Genomic DNA, 16362 nt, shown 5'->3' on the forward strand with positions numbered 1-16362 from the left:
AGGTCAGGCGGCTTCGAATTCGCGGATCACCTCGAGGAAGGGCTCGCCCCAGCTTTCGAGCTTTTTCGCGCCCACGCCCTGGATTTCGCCCAGCATTGCGCGCGTGCCCGGACGCTGCTCCGCCATCGCGCGTAGCACGCTGTCATGAAAGATGATGTAGGCGGGGATCGAATGCTCCTTGGCAAGCGCCGTGCGGCGGGCACGCAGCGCATCGAACAGCGGATCGCCCACCGGGTTTGCCGCCGCAGAGCCGGACGAACGGCGCCGCTTTCTTGCAGGCGGCTCGGTGATTGCGACCTTGCGCTCGCCCTTCAGGACCTCGCGCGCGCCCGGTCCAAGCGCAAGCCCGCCATGGTCGGTGGTTGCCAGCATTTCGTGCGCCATCAGGCTGCGCATGACCGGGCGCAGGAGGCGCGACTCCTCGTCCGCGAGTATGCCGAAGACCGATAGGCGGTCATGACCGCGCTGGCGCACGCGTTCGTCCTCCCTTCCGAGCAGGACCTTCTCGACATGTCCGATGCCGAAGCTCTGGCCGGTGCGATAGACCGCCGACAGCAGTTTCTGCGCCGTCTGGGTGGCGTCGATGACCTGCGGCGGGTCGCAGCAATTGTCGCAATTGCCGCAGGTCTGTGGCGGATCCTCGCCGAAATGCCGCAGCAGGATCGCCCGGCGGCAGCCTGCGCTTTCGACCAGGGCTGCCAGCGCGTTGAGACGCGCGCGCTCGGGCGCAACACGCGCTTCCTCCACCTCTCCCAGCCATTGGCGCGCACGCGCGAAATCGCTCGCACTCCAGAACATCTGCGCAATCGCCGGATCGCCATCGCGGCCCGCGCGACCCGTTTCCTGGTAATAGGCCTCGATCGACTTGGGCAGGCCGGCATGGACGACGAAGCGAACATCGGGCTTGTCGATCCCCATCCCGAAGGCAATCGTCGCGACCATGACCATGTCTTCCGAAGCGACGAAGGCCGCCTGAGTCGCGGCGCGCTCCTCGGCTGGAAGCCCGGCATGATAGGCACCAACGGGTCGGCCGGTGGCCTTGAGCTTTTCGGCCAGGTCCTCGGTCGCGCGGCGGCTGGTGGCATAGACGATCCCTGCGCCCGGATTGCGCTGGACGAAATCGCCGATCTGCCTTGCCGCACTGGCGCGCGGACTGATGGCGTAGCGGATATTGGGCCGGTCAAACCCGGCCCGGATCAACCCTTCGTCGGGAATGCCCAATTGTTTGAGGATATCGGCGCGGGTGACCTCGTCGGCGGTCGCGGTCAGAGCAAGACGCGGAACATCCGCGAAGCAATCGAGCATGGGTCGCAAGGCCCGATAGTCGGGGCGAAAATCGTGCCCCCATTCGGAAACGCAATGCGCTTCGTCGATCGCGAAGAGCGAGAGCTTGCAGGATTCCAGCAGCGACCGGAAAGCGGGCGTGGTCGCGCGCTCGGGCGCGACATAGAGAAGGTCGAGCTTGCCTGCCCGAAAGGCCTTAGTTGTCTCTGCCCTGTCGCTGTCGGCGCTGGTCATCGAGGCCGCGCGAATGCCGAGCGCCTGCGCGGCCCGGATCTGGTCGTGCATCAGTGCGATCAGGGGCGAGACGACGATAGCCGTGCCGCTGCGCGCGAGCGCGGGAAGCTGATAGCACAGGGACTTGCCCGCACCGGTCGGCATCAGCGCGAGCGTGTGCTTTCCTGCAAGAACGCGGCTGACCACGTCTTCTTGGCGCCCCCGGAAGCCGGCAAAGCCGAATACCTCGCGCAGGATGGCATGGGCGTCGATGGCAGTGTCACAGGTCACGAAAGGTCCGGGGTTTGGGCTTGGGAGAGTCATTCCTCGCTAGCGGCGGGATGGGTCGCCCACCAGTCGGCATAGCTCGAATTCCGCACCATTTTGCGGTTTTCATCGGGCGCGCCGTCATCCCACCAGACCGCGCCGCGTTCGCCGAGCGCAAGCTTGGCTGCATGGACACGGGCGCGCGCCGCCTTTTCGGCTTCCGCGTCCTTGTCGCGCAAGGCCGAGCCGACATCGCGCCGGGCATCCATGAGCGCCTTGACGTGGCGCTGGCGCTCGGCCTCCGGGATATGGGGATTGGTCGCGCGCCACAGCCGCCCGCGAACGACGATATAGCGCCCGTCGGGCGTGCGCAGCGGACCGGGCGATTCAGCCAGCGGCAGCCTTTCGCGCTGCCTCGAGATCGACGACATCGCCCCGCTTCAGTCCCTCTGCGGGCTCGCTCATCGTGCCATCGGAGCGCCTTCCGATATCGGCGCGCGAGATCATGTTGAGGTCCATCGGCCCGAGGATCCGGCCATCATGCGAAAGGATCGATACCGGCCCGATCGGCAGGCGGTCGGCCTCGTCGACCAGTACGGGGTCCTCGGCGACGAAATCCGACCCGTATTTCTGGCCCCATTGGCGCAGGGCAATCATCGCGGGAAGGAGGTCGAACCCCTTGCTCGTGAGACGGTATTCGATCTTGCGGCGATCGTCCGCGCACGGTTCGCGCTTGAGAATGCCGTGATCGACCAGCTTTGCCAGCCGGTTGGAGAGGATATTGCGGGCGATGCCGAGTTCGCTGAGAAATTCCTCGAAATGCTTCAACCCGTTGAAGCTCGCACGTAGAATCATGAACGACCATCTTTCGCCCATCACCTCAAGCGCTTGCGGCAATCCGCATTCGATCAGATCGCGCAGCGGTTCTCTCATTTCGCCCATTTCAGTCCTCGCTTTGCAACCTATTTAAACACCCTTTGCGCAAATCGCAAAGGCGGTTGCGATCTTTTCTCTCTCGCAGATAAGTTTCTAGTTGCAACTTTAAATCAGCCTGGATAAGTAGCGATTCGCAACTGGTTTGGAAACTGCGATCCAGCTGCGCTTCTGAACCCTGTGAAATGCACTTTGACAAGGAAAGCCCGATGACCCTCTCCCTGAACCGCTCCGGCCGCTTGACGGTCTTTGCACTCGCCATCGCCTACACGACGATGACCTTCGGTTTCGCCACGTCGAGCGCGCCGCTCGTCGCTCAGAACATGCCCTATTACACCGCCACCCTCGCTGCCCCGGCCGAAGATGACCGCCCGGTTGCAGGCGGCGTGGCCTGGACTTGCAGGGACACCACCTGCGTCGCCAATCGCGGCCCGTCGCGTCCCTTGCGCATCTGTCGCGGGCTCGCCCGTGAAATGGGTGCGATCACCGCGTTCAAGGTCGAGGGCGAAGACATTGCCGAAGATCGCCTCGCGCGGTGCAACGGCAACTGATCGGACCTGCCTCACCCTTGGGATGACCGGCCTCCCCGAGCCGAACCCGTCCCGTTCCTGCCCGACCTCTCCACGGGCGCGTACCCCCGGCTCCGCAGCGCAGTCCAAGCGCGGCAGCCGGGGGTTTTCAGGTCAGCAGACCGGCTCGAGCGAGATCCGCTTCGAGCGTGCTCGCATCGATGAAGCGATAGGCGTCCCATCCGCGCGCGCGGGCTGCCGCGATATTGTCCGGGTTGTCGTCGGTGAAGAACAGCGAAGCACCGCTTTTGCCGCTACGCTCTTCGACGATCGCGTAAATCCGCGGGTCGGGCTTGGCGACCTTCTCTGTCCCCGAGACGACGATATCCTCAAACAGGTCGAAGACCGATTCGCCTGGCCGGAATTGCTCCCACAATTCATGCCCGAAATTGGTCAGTCCGAAGATCGGAACCTTGGCAGCGTGCAGCCGCCTGACGATGTCGAGCGATCCGGGCACCGGTCCTGGGATCGTTTCGTTGAACCTGTCGGCATAAGCGCGGATCAGCTCTGCGTATTGCGGATATTGCGCGACGCGTTCCTCGACCATCTCATGAACATTGCGGCCGCGATCGGTCTGGAAATGCCATTCCTCGGTCACGACCTCGGACAGGAACGTGTCTAGTTCGTCGCGGTCGTCGATCAGCTTGGCGAACAGGGCGCGAAGCTGCCAGTCGAACAATACCCGCCCGACATCGAAGACCACCGCCTTGTCCATGCCTGCCTATCCCTCAAACGGCTGCGGCCCGCACTCCTGCAAGGAGGCGGGCCGCTGCTGTGCCCGGCCGCAGAGCTGCGGCCAGCAAGAAATCGCTTAACCCTGGCGGGCCTTGAAGCGACGATTGGTCTTGTTGATGACGTAGGTACGCCCACGACGGCGGATCACGCGGCAATCGCGGTGACGACCCTTGAGCGACTTGAGGCTGTTACGAATCTTCATTGTTCGGCTTCCCGGGAATAAAACAGGCACCGCAGATGGTCTGCGATGCCGCAAATTTCAAGGCGCGCGCCTACGCGGCCCCGTTTGATTCGTCAACCGCTTGCGCGAATTTGGGTCAGTCGTTCTTCCCATTGCAGCGCGTGAGCGATGATCGTGTCGAGGTCGTCATGACGCGGCGTCCAAGGCAATTGCGAGCGGATTTGCGACGGGTCGCAGATAAGCTTGCCCGGATCGCCGGCCCGCCGATCGGCGAATTGCCTCTCAAGCGATACGCCCGCGACCCGGTCGACGGCGTCGAGCACCTCGAGCACCGAGAAACCGCGGCCATATCCGCAATTCATCGTCAGCGAGCGGTCGGGCCTTGCCATCAAAGCCTCGAGCGTGAGCACGTGGGCATCCGCCAGATCGCTGACATGTATGTAATCGCGCACCCCGGTGCCATCGGGCGTGTCGTAATCCCGGCCGAACACGCTGACCGCATCGCGCTTGCCCAGCGCGGCTTCGAGCGCGACCTTGATCAGGTGCGTCGCCCCGTCAGTCGACTGGCCGGTGCGCGCTTGCGGATCGGCGCCGGCGACGTTGAAATAGCGAAGGGCACCGAAATTGATCGGGTGCGCTTTCGCGGTGTCGGCCAGCATCTGCTCGGTCATGAGCTTCGACCAGCCATAGGGATTGATCGGCGCCGCCGAAATGTCCTCCGACACGGCCGCCACGCTCGGCATGCCGTAGACCGCGGCTGTCGAGGAAAAAATGAAATGGGCGATGCCCGCTTTGACCGAAGCCTCGATCAGCGTGCGGCTCTTGGCGGTGTTGTTGTGATAATAGGCAAGCGGGTCGGCGACGCTTTCGGGCACCACGATCGACCCGGCAAAATGCATGACCGCGCGCGTGTGGTGTCGGGCCGCGATCTCGGCGATCAACGCACTGTCGGCGATGTCGCCCTCGTAAAAAGCGACGTCTTCGGGCACGGCAAAACGAAATCCGGTCGACAGGTTATCGATCACCGTCACCGGCCATCCGGCCTCGCGCAGTGCCAGGACGGCATGGCTGCCGATATAGCCTGCCCCGCCCGTCACGAGGATAGAAGGCCTGTCTGCTTGCTCCATCACCAGCTGCTCAAAATGTCCCGCTTGCGTTAGAGTGAGGCAGAGACGCGCAGCGGCTGCATGAACTGGCGATCCCCGTCTTCAGGAACTGGGATGCATATTCGCGCGCTTTAGCAGGAGCAAGAAAGGAAATGTCATGACCCTCCTCCAAAGGTTTGCAGCGCTCGCACTCTCCGTCTTCCTGCTTCCGGCCTGCGCCGGGCATTACAGTGGCCCGGTCGAGGTCACGCGCTTCGTCGCGGAAAACGAAGCCGCCCTGGGCCAGGGGCAGATCGCCGTCACATTCGCCGAGGACATGTCGAACCTGCGCGCGCGCGATGCTTTTGCCCGGGCCGTCGGCGAACAACTGGCAATGCTCGGCTACGAGGTGGTCGACGAGAGCGGGGCGGCGACACAGGTCGCGTTGGTGAGGACCAGCCGCGACACGATCGCCACGTCGCGGCGCGCGCGCAGTCCGGTCAGCGTCGGTGTCGGGGGCAGCACCGGCAGCTATGGCAGCGGCGTGGGCGTGGGGCTGGGCATCAATCTTGGCGGCGCATCGCGCGGTCCCGACGTCGTGAGCCGGTTGTCGGTGCGCATCTCGGACAACGAGGGCAACAGCTTGTGGGAAGGGCGCGCCGAGCACCCCGTCGCGTTCAAATCGCCCGATGCCGATATAGATGCGAGTGCACGCATTCTCGCCTCCGCGCTTTTCCGTGATTTTCCGGGTGGAAATGGTGAAGTTGTGACCCTATCGGTCGACGAGCTTTCGGATTGACCCCTTATTCCCAGGAAAACCAATGACCATGATCGCCATCGACGCCGCTTTCGACAGCGGCAATATCGAAGTGCTGTCGATTGACGGGGCCGTGGCGCGGCTCGCCATCCCCAAGGACCACATGGCCGAGTTTGCACAGTGGTTCCATTTCCGCGTGACCGGCGCTGCGGGCGAAGAGCTCACGCTTAAGATCACCGGCCTCAACGACAGCGCCTATCCCGGCGGCTGGCCCGATTACAATGCGTGCGTTTCCGAGGACCGCGAATTCTGGGCGCGCGCATCGAGCACGTTCGATGCCGACGAGGAAAACGGGACGCTCACGATCCGCTACACGCCGGCATCGCAGGTCAGCTGGTTCGCCTATTTCGCGCCCTATTCGACCGAGCGCCATTACGACCTCGTCTCCGAGGCCGCGGCGAGCGAGGGTGTCGATCTCGTCCGTTTGGGCCAGACACTCGACGGCCAGCCGCTCGACATGCTCGAAATGGGTGAAGGCGAGCAAAAGGTGTGGCTCTATGCCCGCCAGCATCCCGGCGAAACCCAGGCGGAATGGTGGATGGAAGGGGCGCTGGAATGCCTGACCGATCCGGCCGATCCTGTCGCGCGCGGCCTGCGCAAACATTGTCGCTTGCACATCGTGCCCAATTGCAATCCCGACGGCTCGCGCCGCGGCCACCTGCGCACCAATGCGGTCGGCACGAATCTCAACCGCGAATGGTCCGATCCCAGCGCCGACAAGTCACCCGAAGTGCTCGCGATCCGGAACCGCATGGACGAGACCGGGGTCGACTTTGCGATGGATGTCCACGGTGACGAGGCCATTCCGGCGGTGTTCCTCGCAGGGTTCGAGGGCATTCCCTCGTGGACCGATGCGCTTGGGGACCAGTTCTACCGCTACCAGCGCATACTCGATCGGCGCACGCCCGACTTCCAGACCGAGCTCGGCTATCCCAAGTCAGCTGCGGGCAAGGCCAATCTCGGCATTTCGACCAATCTCGTCGCCGAACGCTATGGTGCGTGCGCGATGACGCTGGAAATGCCTTACAAGGATCTTTCCGACTTCCCCGAACCCGAGCAGGGATGGTCGCCAGAACGGTGCAAGCTGCTTGCGCGCGATTGCCTCGCGGCGCTGCTCGAATGGATCGAGACCGAGCAGAACTGACAACGCAGCTTTCACCCTTGCGGCGGGCCGGCATCCATCGCGGATTCCGGCCCGTCATTCGTTCGAACACGAGCGATACAGCATTTTACCCGCGACCCTGCCCCTACCTGCTATGCTGGCCACTCGGTTAGAGGAGACAGGTGATGACCAGGGCAAGCATGACGGTCGGAAGGCGGCAATTCGTGACCGGCGCACTGGCGGGCGGCATCGCCCTGGCCATGCCGGGGATGGCCAGCGCACAGGGTGGGCTGGGCTTGTCATCGCTGCTCGGCCGGGCAAGCGACAATGCGCTCGACAAGCTGGCGCAGCCCGGTGCGTTCTACGATGACGAGAGCATCCGGATCGGCCTGCCGATCGTCGGCGGTCTCGGCGGACGCAGCGGCGGCCTGCTCGGTTCGCTGATGAGCGCCGGCAACCGGCTCGGCGTGCTGGGCACGATCACCCGCGACATCAACGATGCGGCCGGCGTCGCGGCAGGCGAGGCCAAGCCTATTTTTCGCGATGCGATCGATGACCTGTCGTTTTCCGATGCGCCGGAGATCATCCGCCGCAAGGATGGCGGCACCCGGTATCTTCGCACTTCATCCAACGACCGGCTTCACGTCGCTTTGCAACCGCTGGTCGACGGCGCGCTTGAACGGGCGGGGGTTTACAGCACGTTCGAACGCCTGGCAGGCGAACATGCATTCATCAAGCAGGCGGGGCTCGATCGCGAGCAAATGAACCGGTCGGTGACCGACCAAGGGCTCGATGGCATTTTCGCCTATATCGGCGCAGAGGAGCGAGGGTTTCGCGACAATCCCCTGGGCGGGCTCGGGCGCCTGCTCGGCAACTAGTCGAGATGCGCTGGACCGAACGCGTGCGGGAGCAGGTCTGACAGCGCCACGCGGCGCACCTCGTCCTTGCCCACGCACAGCACTTCGGGATCGGTTCCGCCAAGCTGTGCCAGCTCGTTGAGAACCTGCCTGCATCGGCCGCAAGGGGTGATGGGCGCGCCAACGCCCTTGTCAAGCGGTCCCACCACCGCGACCTTCGCAAGGCCGCCGCGACGTCCCTCGCCCAGCGCCCGCGCGACCGCGACCGTTTCGGCGCACAGCGCAAGGCCATAGCTTGCATTCTCGACATTGCTTCCGGTGATCACCGCGTCGTCCGCAAAGCGCAGGGCCGCGCCGACCTGGTAATCGGAATAGGGGGCATAGGCATGTTCGGCCGCGGCGCGCGCCTGCGCGACAAGTTCGGCTTCTTCGTCGTTCAGTCCAAGGCTCATCTTTGTACCACCACCCATTCGATCGGTTCTTCGGACGCTTCGGTCACCAGCTGGCTGTTCGCGCTCCATAGCAGCCATGGCCGCCCGGCATAATCGGGCCGTGCTCGGTCGCGTACCAGCCACAAGTCGCGCGCAGTGCTGTTGGCGGTGCGGTGCCGCGCTTCAAATTCCTGTCCGAGCTTGAGGATCACCGGCTTGCCCGCATGCATCTCGATCTGGTTCACCAGCGTCAATAGCTCGCTTTCGACCGCGGCATCGCTCACCGCCGGATTGCAGTCGGCCGCGGTCCGGATCAGCGCGATCGCCGGCGGCAGCAGGTCCCCATCGCGCGGCACCATGCGGGTGAAACGCGCGGACTGGATGTCAGCGCCGAGGCATGGGTCGAAGGGTTGGACGATTCCCACTTCGAGACCCGCATCGCGCGCTGCGCCGAGCCTTGCGGCAAAGCCAGGGTCGGGCGCGCCGCCAGGACCCGAAAGCGCGAGATAGACGAAATCGGCGCCGATGGCGTTCAAGGTCTCATAGCGGGCCGGCGACGTGCCGCTGGCGATCACCGCGCCCTGTTCGGGATAGAGTGCCGGGTCCGGGCGCCAGCTTCGCATGTCCCACCACAGCCAGGCAGCAAAGCCGAGCGCGATCAGCGCGGCCAGAGCCACCAGCCGGAACAGCCAGCGTCCCATCCTGCCTCTTGCGGATTTCCTGCGTGCCAATTCCCGCGCCCTAACCCTTGATGTGAAGTACGCAGATCAGCGTGAACAGCCGCCGCGCGGTTGCGAAATCGGTCTCGACCTTGCCTTCGAGCCGTTCGAGCAGCAATTCGGCAGCATTGTTGTGAATGCCGCGCCTGGCCATGTCGATCGTCTCGATCTCGCCCGGTGTCGCCTTGCGGATAGCCTGGTAATAGCTGTCGCAGATGGCGAAATATTCGCGGATCGGCCGGCGAAAGCGGGCAAGCCCGATCAGCAGCGATTCGAGCGGGTTCTCCTGGCAATCGGAAATGTCCATTGCCAGCCGACCGTCCTGCACCTTGAGGTCGAGCCTGTAGGGCCCCCTGGCACCGCGCTCGGCGCTGCGCAAAGGCTTGAAACGGTTCTCTTCGATCAGGTCATAGATCGCCACCCGCCGTTCCTGTTCGACATCGGCATTGCGCCACAGGATCGTTTCGTCATCGAGCGTGATATGCGCGATGCGATGCTGGTTGCCAGAATCGGTTGGGGAGGCGGTCATTGCCCCTTGCCTTCGCAGATCAACGGGCCACACTTCAAGCGCCGCATTGGCCAATCCCCGCTATCCACAAGGCAAGATGACATTGGAAAAATATTTCGCTTTCCTTCGCCCTTGAAACACGAGCTTGCTTGGGAGCATTAGCCCGCATGGCCTCCGAACCGATCAGCCCGGCTAACACCGACAGCGACAGCCCCATTCGCAAGCTCCCCTCGAACATCGAGGCCGAAGCCGCGTTTCTGGGAGCGGTGCTCATCGACAACCGCGTGATCGAGGAATTGCAGACCCCGATCCGGCCCGATCACTTCTTCGAACCGCTCCACGAACGCATCTACGAGCGCATTCTCAAGATGATCGAGCGCAATGCCACCGCCTCGCCGGTCACCCTGCGCCCGCATTTCGAGGCTGACGAGGCGCTCAAGGAACTGGGCGGTCCGAAATATCTCGCTCAGCTCACCGCCAATGGGTCGGGCCTGCTCGCCCCGCGCGAGCTTGCACAGCAGATCTATGACCTAGCGCTGCTGCGCGAACTGGTCAGCGTCGGGCGCGGCCTTGTCGAGGGCGCTCTCGATACCTCGGAGGAAACCGATCCGATGGACCGGATCAGCCAGGCCGAGGCCGACCTGTTCCGCGTCGCCGAAGGGGCAGCGACCGGGAACGAGGCATCCTCCTTCCGCGATGCCTCGCTGACCGCGATCAAGATGGTCGAGGCGGCGATGAATTCGGGCGGTGGCCTATCCGGCAAGACCACGGGTCTCGAGACGATCGACCAGAAAACCGCGGGCCTGCACGATTCCGATCTCATCATCCTCGCCGGGCGCCCGGGCATGGGCAAGACCTCGCTGGCGACCAATATTGCGTTCAATTGCGCCGAAGAGCACCTCAAGTGGATGCGCGATGGCGGCGAGCACAATTACGGCGCACCGACCGCCTTCTTCAGCCTCGAGATGAGCGCAGACCAGCTGGCCACGCGTATCCTCGCCGAGCAATCCGAGGTGTCGTCCGAGGCGCTGCGTTCGGGCACGCTGACGCGGGAAGACTTCCAGAAGCTGTCCTTCGCCAGCCAGCGACTGGCGGAGCTTCCGCTCTATATCGACGATACGCCGGCGCTGACCATAGGCGGACTGCGCACCCGTGCGCGCAGGCTCAAGCGGCGGCACGATATCGGGCTGATCGTGGTCGACTATCTCCAGCTTCTCCAGGGTTCCGGCCGCGCGAATGACAACCGCGTCAATGAGATTTCGGAGATCAGTCGCGGGCTCAAGACGCTCGCCAAGGAACTCAGCGTCCCCGTGATCGCCCTGTCGCAGCTCAGCCGTGCGGTCGAACAGCGCGACGACAAGAAGCCGATGCTGTCCGATCTGCGCGAATCCGGCTCGATCGAGCAGGACGCCGACATGGTCTGGTTCATCTATCGCGCCGATTACTACAAGGAAGCCGTGCGCCCCGACATGCCCAATCCAGACGGGTCGTCCTCTCCCGAAGTGCAGGAAAAATATGCGCAATGGGAGCAGGAATATCTCGAGGTGAAGAACAAGGCGACGCTGATCGTCGCCAAGCAGCGTCACGGCTCGACCGGCAATGTCCCGCTCCACTTCCAGAGCGAGATCACCAAGTTCACCTCGCCCAACATGCGCGACTATTCGAGCTGGGGCGAAGGCGAATAGGCGCAGATCATCCCGATGCCGCGCGCGCGAGCCGGTAATCCGCGAGGCTCAACATGTGGTACATCCGCCAGCGCAGGCGATGGAAGAAACCCGAATTTTCCCGGTACCATTGCTCGTCCGCCTCGACTGTGGCTTCGGACAGGTAATCGATGAATTCGCGTAGCCGTGCCGCGAGCTCCTCGTCTTCGACCCTCACCATCAGTTCGATGTTGATCCGGGTGGACCGCCGGTCGAGATTGGCGCTTCCGAAATAGCTGAAGGCGTCGACCACGATCAATTTCATGTGCAGCTTGCACGGCTGAAATTCGAGCAGCCGCACTCCGGCCTTGATGAGTCGGCGATAGAACAGGCGGGCGACGAAAATCGTGCCCTCAAGATCGCTTTTGCCGGCAAGGACAAGGCGGGCTTTGCCGCGCATGGCGACCTTGGCGATCGCACGGCGGAAACTGCGCGAAGGGCCGAAATAGGCCGTGACCGCATTGAGGCGTCTCGCGTCCGCGAGGTCCTGCTTGAACCTGTAGGCCCAGTGGCTGCGACGCAGGAACGGACCGCCCATCAACAGCTTTACCTTGCCATCGCCCGGGTCCCAGTTGCGGATCATGTTTCGGATACGCCGGAACTGCGATCCCTTGGAGCGGGTCCAGTCCTCGAGCAGGGCGAACCACTCGGAGAACTTTTTCGCGATCTCGCCCTCGATCAGCACGCCGAGATCGCACCAGCCGTTTTCTTCGGGGGGATTGTAATAATGGTCCGAGACGTTCGACCCGCCAGTCATCACGCGGGCATTGTCCGCGATAGCGAATTTCTGGTGGTTGCGGATCAGGTAACGCACGTTCCAATCGGCCAGGAACACCGCGAACTTGCCGCCGGCCCGGGTCAGGGGTTCGAAGAATTCGGCAGGTGCGTCGCTGCCGAAATCGTCGATCACCAGCGACACCGAAACGCCGCGCGCCGCTGCGCTCGCAAGGGCATCGCGGACCTTCGTCCCGCTGTCGTCGTCCTGGAACATGTAGTAGAACACATCGAGAGTACGCTCGGCCGATGCGATGTGGTCGAGCAGGGCATCCAGCCGGTCTGCGCCCGAGGGATAGAACCTGAAACAGTGATCGCATGCCGACACCTCGAACGGGTCGCTGTCGCAATATTCAGGCTCGGTCGAGCATCCGGCTGTGCTGGAATTGTCCTTCGTCATTGCATACCCAATGCACGAGCCCGCGATGCGGTGCCAGCCGACGCTCAAATCTTGACTTTGCGCGCACCCGTCCTTAGCTGCGCTGTCCTTTCCAAAGAAACACTGATTCCAAGAGGCCCGCTCGAATGGCACGCGTTACCGTTGAAGATTGCGTCGACAAGGTTCCCAACCGGTTCGACCTCGTCCTGCTTGCAGCCCAGCGCGCGCGCGAAATTTCCGGCGGTAGCGAACTCACCATCGACCGCGACCGCGACAAGAACCCGGTCGTCGCGCTGCGTGAGATCGCCGAACAGACGGTCAAGCCCAAGGAGCTCAACGAAGCGCTGGTTACCAGCCTCCAAAAGATCCTTCCCGATGACGAAGACGATGCCGATGAAATCGGTTCGCTGAGCCAGTCGGCCGAAGCCCTGCGGATCACTGCAAGCGCTCCGACCCGCTCGACCTCGATCGGTGCCGATTACGAAGGCTGATCGCGCGCGATCATTTCGGGACGCACCACGCCCCGCCGGAAAGGCCGCCAGTCTGGCGGCCTTTTTCGTATCCGGCATCCGTTTTTCCGGGTGGCCCGACGGCAGTTTGTTTTCGGGCCGCGCGCAGGTAATGTCTCGCCCGCAGCAATCGAAGGGGCGGCGATGTGAGCGACTTTGGCGAAGGCATGGGAACCGCGATCGAAGGCGGATTGCTTGGCCGTGCCGCCGAACGCGAAGCCACATCCGCGCTTGGCAAGGGCAGTGATACCGGGCCAAGCGAATGCTCCAATTGCGGCACGCCGGGCACGAGCCCGTTCTGCCCGCAATGCGGACAGCGCCGCAGCATTCACCGCACGCTCTCGGCGATCTTCCACGATATTGTTCACGGGGTGCTGCATCTCGACGGGAAGTTCTGGGCGACATTGCCGCTGCTGGTGTTCAGGCCCGGACAGCTGACCCGCCGCTATATCGAGGGCGAGCGCGCGAAATTCGTCAGCCCGATGGCGATGTTCCTGTTCAGCGTCTTTGCCATGTTCGCGATCTTCCAGGCGATCGGGTTCTCGCCGCCGACCCAGATCGGGACCCAGGAAAGCCTCGTGGCAGGGCTCGATGCCGCGCAAAGGGAAGCGATCGCCGAACGCGACGAAATGGCTGCCCGTGTGGCCGAACTCGATCCGGATGACCCAAGCCGCCACGGGCTGGAGATCGCGCTCAAGGAACTTCAGGAAAACGCCGATCGCATCGGCGAGGCGGGCAAGCTGGTGATTGGCGGCGAGGGCACGGGATCGGTTGAATTCACTGCCACGGGGATCGATTCGATCGATCGCGGCATCATCGCCAAGTGGCGCGAAAACCCCGGCCTCATGCTCTACAAGCTGCAAGCCAACAGCTACAAGTTCAGCTGGCTGCTGATCCCGCTATCGATCCCCTTCGTCTGGCTGCTGTTCGCGTGGAAGCGCCGGTTTCGCGCCTATGATCACGCGATCTTCGTGACCTATTCGCTCGCCTTCATGTCGCTGCTCTTCATCACGGCATCGCTCGCATCTGTGGCCGGCGCGCCAGGCTGGGTGCCGTTTGTCGCGGTTACCCTCATCGCGCCGATTCATATCTACAAGCAGCTGCGGGGTGCTTACGAACTGTCACGCTTTTCCGCTTTCTGGCGGTTCGCGGTTCTGCTGGTCTTCATCAATATCGTGCTGTTGCTGTTCCTGCAGGCCTTGCTGCTACTCGGAGCGTTCTGAGCACCTACCCAACCACGAACGGGCGCCCCGGTCGTTCCGGAGCGCCCGCTCGGCTTGATGGAATGGGGGAAATTCAGGCACCCTGCGGAGCCTCGTCACCGCCCGGAGTCTTGCCACCGCCAAAGCGCTTGCCCGCCTTGGGGATCGCGGAACCGTGGGCCGGTTGCGCGGATACAGGACCCTTGGGCTCGTCGGGGCGATCGATCTTGCCGTTCTTCATCAGCTGGTCGATCTCCTCGCCGGTCAGGGTCTCGTATTCGAGCATGGCCTGAGCGAGCAGGTGCAGCTTGTCCTCCTGATCGGTGAGGATGTCGGTCGCACGCTTGAGGCCCTCTTCGACCAACCGCTTGATCTCGGCATCGATCAGCTTGTTGGTCTCTTCGCCAGACATGGTGCGCGCTGTCTGCCCCATGCCGAGATAGCCTTCCTGGCTCGCCTCGTATTGGAGCGGGCCGAGCTTGTCGCTCATCCCCCACTTGGTGACCATATTGCGCGCGAGATCGGTCGCGTACTGGATGTCGCCCGAAGCCCCGCTCGACACCTTGTCATGGCCGAAGATGATCTCCTCGGCCACGCGGCCACCCATGGCGACGGCCAGATTGGCGTGCATCTTGTCGCGGTGATAGGAATAGCTGTCGCGCTCGGGCAGGCGCATGACCATGCCCAGCGCACGCCCGCGCGGAATGATTGTCGCCTTGTGGATCGGATCCGATGCCGGCTCGTTCAACGAAACCAGCGCGTGGCCGGCCTCGTGATAGGCGGTCATCTTCTTCTCGTCTTCGGTCATGACCATCGAGCGGCGCTCGGCACCCATCATGACCTTGTCCTTCGCATCCTCGAACTCCTGCATCGCGACGAGGCGCTTGTTGCGGCGCGCGGCCAGAAGCGCGGCCTCGTTCACGAGGTTCGCAAGGTCCGCGCCCGAAAAGCCGGGAGTGCCGCGGGCAATGGTGCGAGGGTTCACGTCGGGCGCCAGCGGCACCTTCTTCATGTGCACGCCGAGGATCTTCTCGCGACCGTCGATATCTGGGATCGGCACCACGACCTGGCGGTCGAAACGGCCGGGACGCAGCAGCGCAGGGTCAAGCACGTCGGGGCGGTTGGTCGCCGCGATGATGATGATGCCTTCGTTCGCTTCGAACCCGTCCATCTCGACCAGAAGCTGGTTCAGCGTCTGCTCGCGCTCGTCGTTCGAATTGCCCAGGCCATGGCCACGCGAACGGCCGACCGCGTCGATCTCGTCAATGAAGACGATGCAGGGCGAGTTCTTCTTGGCCTGCTCGAACATGTCGCGCACGCGGCTCGCGCCGACGCCCACGAACATCTCGACGAAGTCCGAACCCGAAATCGTGAAGAAAGGCACGCCCGCCTCGCCCGCAATAGCGCGTGCGAGCAGCGTCTTGCCGGTGCCGGGCGAACCGACCAGCAGGGCGCCCTTGGGGATCTGGCCGCCGAGCTTGGAAAAGCGCTGGGGGTCCTTCAGGAACTCGACGATTTCCTCGAGCTCCTCGCGCGCTTCGTCGATCCCGGCGACGTCTTCGAAGGTCACGCGGCCCTGCCGTTCGGTGAGCAGCTTCGCCTTGGACTTGCCGAAGCCCATGGCACCGCCGCCCCCGCCTTTCTGGACCTGGCGAAGCGCGAAGAACGCGATACCGAGGATCAGGATGAAGGGCAGCGACTGGATCAGGATGTAGAGCAGGACATTGGGCTCTTCGCGCGGCGTTCCGGTAAACTCGACCTCGTTCTCGGCAAGCAAGGTGGTCAGCTGGGTGTCGTTGGGAACAGGCACGGTCGAGAAGGTCTCGCCGCCCTGCAGGGTCCCGGTGATGACATCCTCGCCGAGCTCGACATTGGTGACTGCGCCGGCTTCGACCTGATCACGGAACTCGGAATAGCTGATCCGCTCCCCGGCAGGCTGTGCGCTGCCGTTGAACATCGACACCACGAGCAGGAGCGCAAGGAATATTCCGCCCCATATCATCAACTGCCTGACCCATGGGTTCTGGCCCTCGGGCGGCTGCTCGTTCGGGTCGTTATTGTCGCTCATGCGCGGGGAATCCTTTCTCGAAGGCC

General features: G+C 63.5%; 18 protein-coding genes. 7 read left to right on the forward strand and 11 right to left on the reverse strand.

The genetic code is table 11. From position 1 onward, the window contains the following. Positions 1–3: 3 nt before the first annotated feature. The 3 genes from recQ to ACKTSM_RS00130 are packed head-to-tail and all read right to left on the reverse strand — an operon-like array spanning position 4 to position 2706. On the reverse strand, positions 4–1788 hold the full coding sequence (gene recQ / locus ACKTSM_RS00120; RefSeq protein ID WP_407875121.1) for a DNA helicase RecQ: 1785 nt from the start codon (positions 1786–1788) through the stop codon (positions 4–6). 29 nt (positions 1789–1817) lie between these two features. Continuing rightward, positions 1818–2195, reverse strand: a complete 378-nt coding sequence (locus tag ACKTSM_RS00125) for a hypothetical protein (RefSeq protein ID WP_407875122.1) — start codon at positions 2193–2195, stop codon at positions 1818–1820. After that, entirely contained in the window at positions 2152–2706 is a 555-nt protein-coding gene (locus ACKTSM_RS00130; protein WP_407875123.1) for a winged helix-turn-helix transcriptional regulator, read from the reverse strand. Before ACKTSM_RS00130 ends, ACKTSM_RS00125 begins: the two co-directional genes overlap by 44 nt. Positions 2707–2906: 200 nt before the next feature. On the opposite strand from ACKTSM_RS00130, the gene ACKTSM_RS00135 reads away from it, so the two are divergent. Further along, positions 2907–3248 (forward strand): CC_3452 family protein, encoded by a 342-nt coding sequence (locus tag ACKTSM_RS00135; protein ID WP_407875124.1) that lies wholly within the window; start codon positions 2907–2909, stop codon positions 3246–3248. 127 nt (positions 3249–3375) lie between these two features. On the opposite strand, the gene ACKTSM_RS00140 is transcribed toward ACKTSM_RS00135, so the two are convergent. The 3 genes from ACKTSM_RS00140 to galE form a co-directional block, all read right to left on the reverse strand. Further along, on the reverse strand, positions 3376–3981 hold the full coding sequence (locus ACKTSM_RS00140) for an HAD family hydrolase (protein WP_407875125.1): 606 nt from the start codon (positions 3979–3981) through the stop codon (positions 3376–3378). Between the two features lie 96 nt (positions 3982–4077). Then, positions 4078–4203: a type B 50S ribosomal protein L36 gene (gene ykgO, locus ACKTSM_RS00145; protein WP_050599643.1), complete on the reverse strand. Its 126-nt coding sequence runs from the start codon at positions 4201–4203 to the stop codon at positions 4078–4080. A 92-nt stretch (positions 4204–4295) separates the two neighbouring features. Next, a complete protein-coding gene (gene galE / locus ACKTSM_RS00150) occupies positions 4296–5309 on the reverse strand; it encodes a UDP-glucose 4-epimerase GalE (RefSeq protein ID WP_407875126.1) in 1014 nt (337 codons plus the stop codon). Between the two features lie 136 nt (positions 5310–5445). Between galE and ACKTSM_RS00155 the strand changes: the two genes are divergently transcribed. The 3 genes from ACKTSM_RS00155 (at position 5446) to ACKTSM_RS00165 (ending at position 8064) form a co-directional block, all read left to right on the forward strand. Next, entirely contained in the window at positions 5446–6066 is a 621-nt protein-coding gene (locus ACKTSM_RS00155; protein ID WP_407875127.1) for a hypothetical protein, read from the forward strand. Positions 6067–6088: 22 nt separating this feature from the next. Then, complete coding sequence (locus ACKTSM_RS00160) at positions 6089–7228, forward strand: M14-type cytosolic carboxypeptidase (protein ID WP_407875128.1); 1140 nt, start codon at positions 6089–6091, stop codon at positions 7226–7228. 143 nt (positions 7229–7371) lie between these two features. Then, positions 7372–8064: a DUF4197 domain-containing protein gene (locus tag ACKTSM_RS00165; protein WP_407875129.1), complete on the forward strand. Its 693-nt coding sequence runs from the start codon at positions 7372–7374 to the stop codon at positions 8062–8064. Here the strand turns inward: ACKTSM_RS00165 and ACKTSM_RS00170 are convergent. The 3 genes from ACKTSM_RS00170 to ACKTSM_RS00180 are packed head-to-tail and all read right to left on the reverse strand — an operon-like array spanning position 8061 to position 9722. Continuing rightward, a complete protein-coding gene (locus ACKTSM_RS00170; RefSeq protein WP_407875130.1) occupies positions 8061–8513 on the reverse strand; it encodes a cytidine deaminase in 453 nt (150 codons plus the stop codon). The two genes, ACKTSM_RS00165 and ACKTSM_RS00170, sit on opposite strands and share 4 nt — an antisense overlap. Beyond that, positions 8492–9175: a glycoside hydrolase family 25 protein gene (locus ACKTSM_RS00175; RefSeq protein WP_407875131.1), complete on the reverse strand. Its 684-nt coding sequence runs from the start codon at positions 9173–9175 to the stop codon at positions 8492–8494. The genes ACKTSM_RS00170 and ACKTSM_RS00175 overlap by 22 nt, the downstream gene beginning before the upstream one ends. 40 nt (positions 9176–9215) lie before the next feature. Beyond that, the gene (locus tag ACKTSM_RS00180) at positions 9216–9722 is read right to left on the reverse strand and encodes a UPF0262 family protein (protein WP_407875132.1); all 507 of its coding nucleotides are present in this window, start codon (positions 9720–9722) and stop codon (positions 9216–9218) included. A 146-nt stretch (positions 9723–9868) separates the two neighbouring features. On the opposite strand from ACKTSM_RS00180, the gene ACKTSM_RS00185 reads away from it, so the two are divergent. Continuing rightward, entirely contained in the window at positions 9869–11386 is a 1518-nt protein-coding gene (locus tag ACKTSM_RS00185) for a replicative DNA helicase (protein ID WP_407875133.1), read from the forward strand. A gap of 7 nt (positions 11387–11393) precedes the next feature. On the opposite strand, the gene ACKTSM_RS00190 is transcribed toward ACKTSM_RS00185, so the two are convergent. After that, the gene (locus ACKTSM_RS00190; protein ID WP_407875134.1) at positions 11394–12578 is read right to left on the reverse strand and encodes a phospholipase D-like domain-containing protein; all 1185 of its coding nucleotides are present in this window, start codon (positions 12576–12578) and stop codon (positions 11394–11396) included. Positions 12579–12703: 125 nt separating this feature from the next. Between ACKTSM_RS00190 and rpoZ the strand changes: the two genes are divergently transcribed. Together rpoZ and ACKTSM_RS00200 are read left to right on the forward strand one after the other, a co-directional pair. After that, the gene (rpoZ, locus tag ACKTSM_RS00195) at positions 12704–13048 is read left to right on the forward strand and encodes a DNA-directed RNA polymerase subunit omega (protein WP_407875135.1); all 345 of its coding nucleotides are present in this window, start codon (positions 12704–12706) and stop codon (positions 13046–13048) included. A 164-nt stretch (positions 13049–13212) separates the two neighbouring features. Next, positions 13213–14289 (forward strand): DUF3667 domain-containing protein, encoded by a 1077-nt coding sequence (locus ACKTSM_RS00200; protein WP_407875136.1) that lies wholly within the window; start codon positions 13213–13215, stop codon positions 14287–14289. A 73-nt stretch (positions 14290–14362) separates the two neighbouring features. Here the strand turns inward: ACKTSM_RS00200 and ftsH are convergent, their stop codons facing one another. Continuing rightward, positions 14363–16336, reverse strand: coding sequence for an ATP-dependent zinc metalloprotease FtsH (gene ftsH, locus ACKTSM_RS00205; protein ID WP_407875137.1), 1974 nt, complete (start codon positions 16334–16336; stop codon positions 14363–14365). Between the last annotated feature and the right edge of the window lie 26 nt (positions 16337–16362).

The organism is Qipengyuania nanhaisediminis, assembly GCF_045862805.1.
GTDB lineage: Bacteria > Pseudomonadota > Alphaproteobacteria > Sphingomonadales > Sphingomonadaceae > Erythrobacter > Erythrobacter nanhaisediminis_A.

What these genes read in the sequence shown, in the direction of transcription:
- ACKTSM_RS00170 (WP_407875130.1), bottom strand. Translation starts at nt 8,513, where the DNA reads ATGGGTGGTGGTACAAAGATGAGCCTTGGACTGAACGACGAAGAAGCC.
- ACKTSM_RS00175 (WP_407875131.1), bottom strand. Translation starts at nt 9,175, where the DNA reads ATGGGACGCTGGCTGTTCCGGCTGGTGGCTCTGGCCGCGCTGATCGCG.
- ACKTSM_RS00155 (WP_407875127.1), top strand. Translation starts at nt 5,446, where the DNA reads ATGACCCTCCTCCAAAGGTTTGCAGCGCTCGCACTCTCCGTCTTCCTG.
- ACKTSM_RS00130 (WP_407875123.1), bottom strand. Translation starts at nt 2,706, where the DNA reads ATGGGCGAAATGAGAGAACCGCTGCGCGATCTGATCGAATGCGGATTG.
- ACKTSM_RS00140 (WP_407875125.1), bottom strand. Translation starts at nt 3,981, where the DNA reads ATGGACAAGGCGGTGGTCTTCGATGTCGGGCGGGTATTGTTCGACTGG.
- ACKTSM_RS00135 (WP_407875124.1), top strand. Translation starts at nt 2,907, where the DNA reads ATGACCCTCTCCCTGAACCGCTCCGGCCGCTTGACGGTCTTTGCACTC.
- rpoZ (WP_407875135.1), top strand. Translation starts at nt 12,704, where the DNA reads ATGGCACGCGTTACCGTTGAAGATTGCGTCGACAAGGTTCCCAACCGG.
- ykgO (WP_050599643.1), bottom strand. Translation starts at nt 4,203, where the DNA reads ATGAAGATTCGTAACAGCCTCAAGTCGCTCAAGGGTCGTCACCGCGAT.
- ACKTSM_RS00165 (WP_407875129.1), top strand. Translation starts at nt 7,372, where the DNA reads ATGACCAGGGCAAGCATGACGGTCGGAAGGCGGCAATTCGTGACCGGC.
- ftsH (WP_407875137.1), bottom strand. Translation starts at nt 16,336, where the DNA reads ATGAGCGACAATAACGACCCGAACGAGCAGCCGCCCGAGGGCCAGAAC.
- galE (WP_407875126.1), bottom strand. Translation starts at nt 5,309, where the DNA reads ATGGAGCAAGCAGACAGGCCTTCTATCCTCGTGACGGGCGGGGCAGGC.
- ACKTSM_RS00190 (WP_407875134.1), bottom strand. Translation starts at nt 12,578, where the DNA reads ATGACGAAGGACAATTCCAGCACAGCCGGATGCTCGACCGAGCCTGAA.
- ACKTSM_RS00185 (WP_407875133.1), top strand. Translation starts at nt 9,869, where the DNA reads ATGGCCTCCGAACCGATCAGCCCGGCTAACACCGACAGCGACAGCCCC.
- ACKTSM_RS00125 (WP_407875122.1), bottom strand. Translation starts at nt 2,195, where the DNA reads ATGTCGTCGATCTCGAGGCAGCGCGAAAGGCTGCCGCTGGCTGAATCG.
- ACKTSM_RS00160 (WP_407875128.1), top strand. Translation starts at nt 6,089, where the DNA reads ATGACCATGATCGCCATCGACGCCGCTTTCGACAGCGGCAATATCGAA.
- ACKTSM_RS00180 (WP_407875132.1), bottom strand. Translation starts at nt 9,722, where the DNA reads ATGACCGCCTCCCCAACCGATTCTGGCAACCAGCATCGCATCGCGCAT.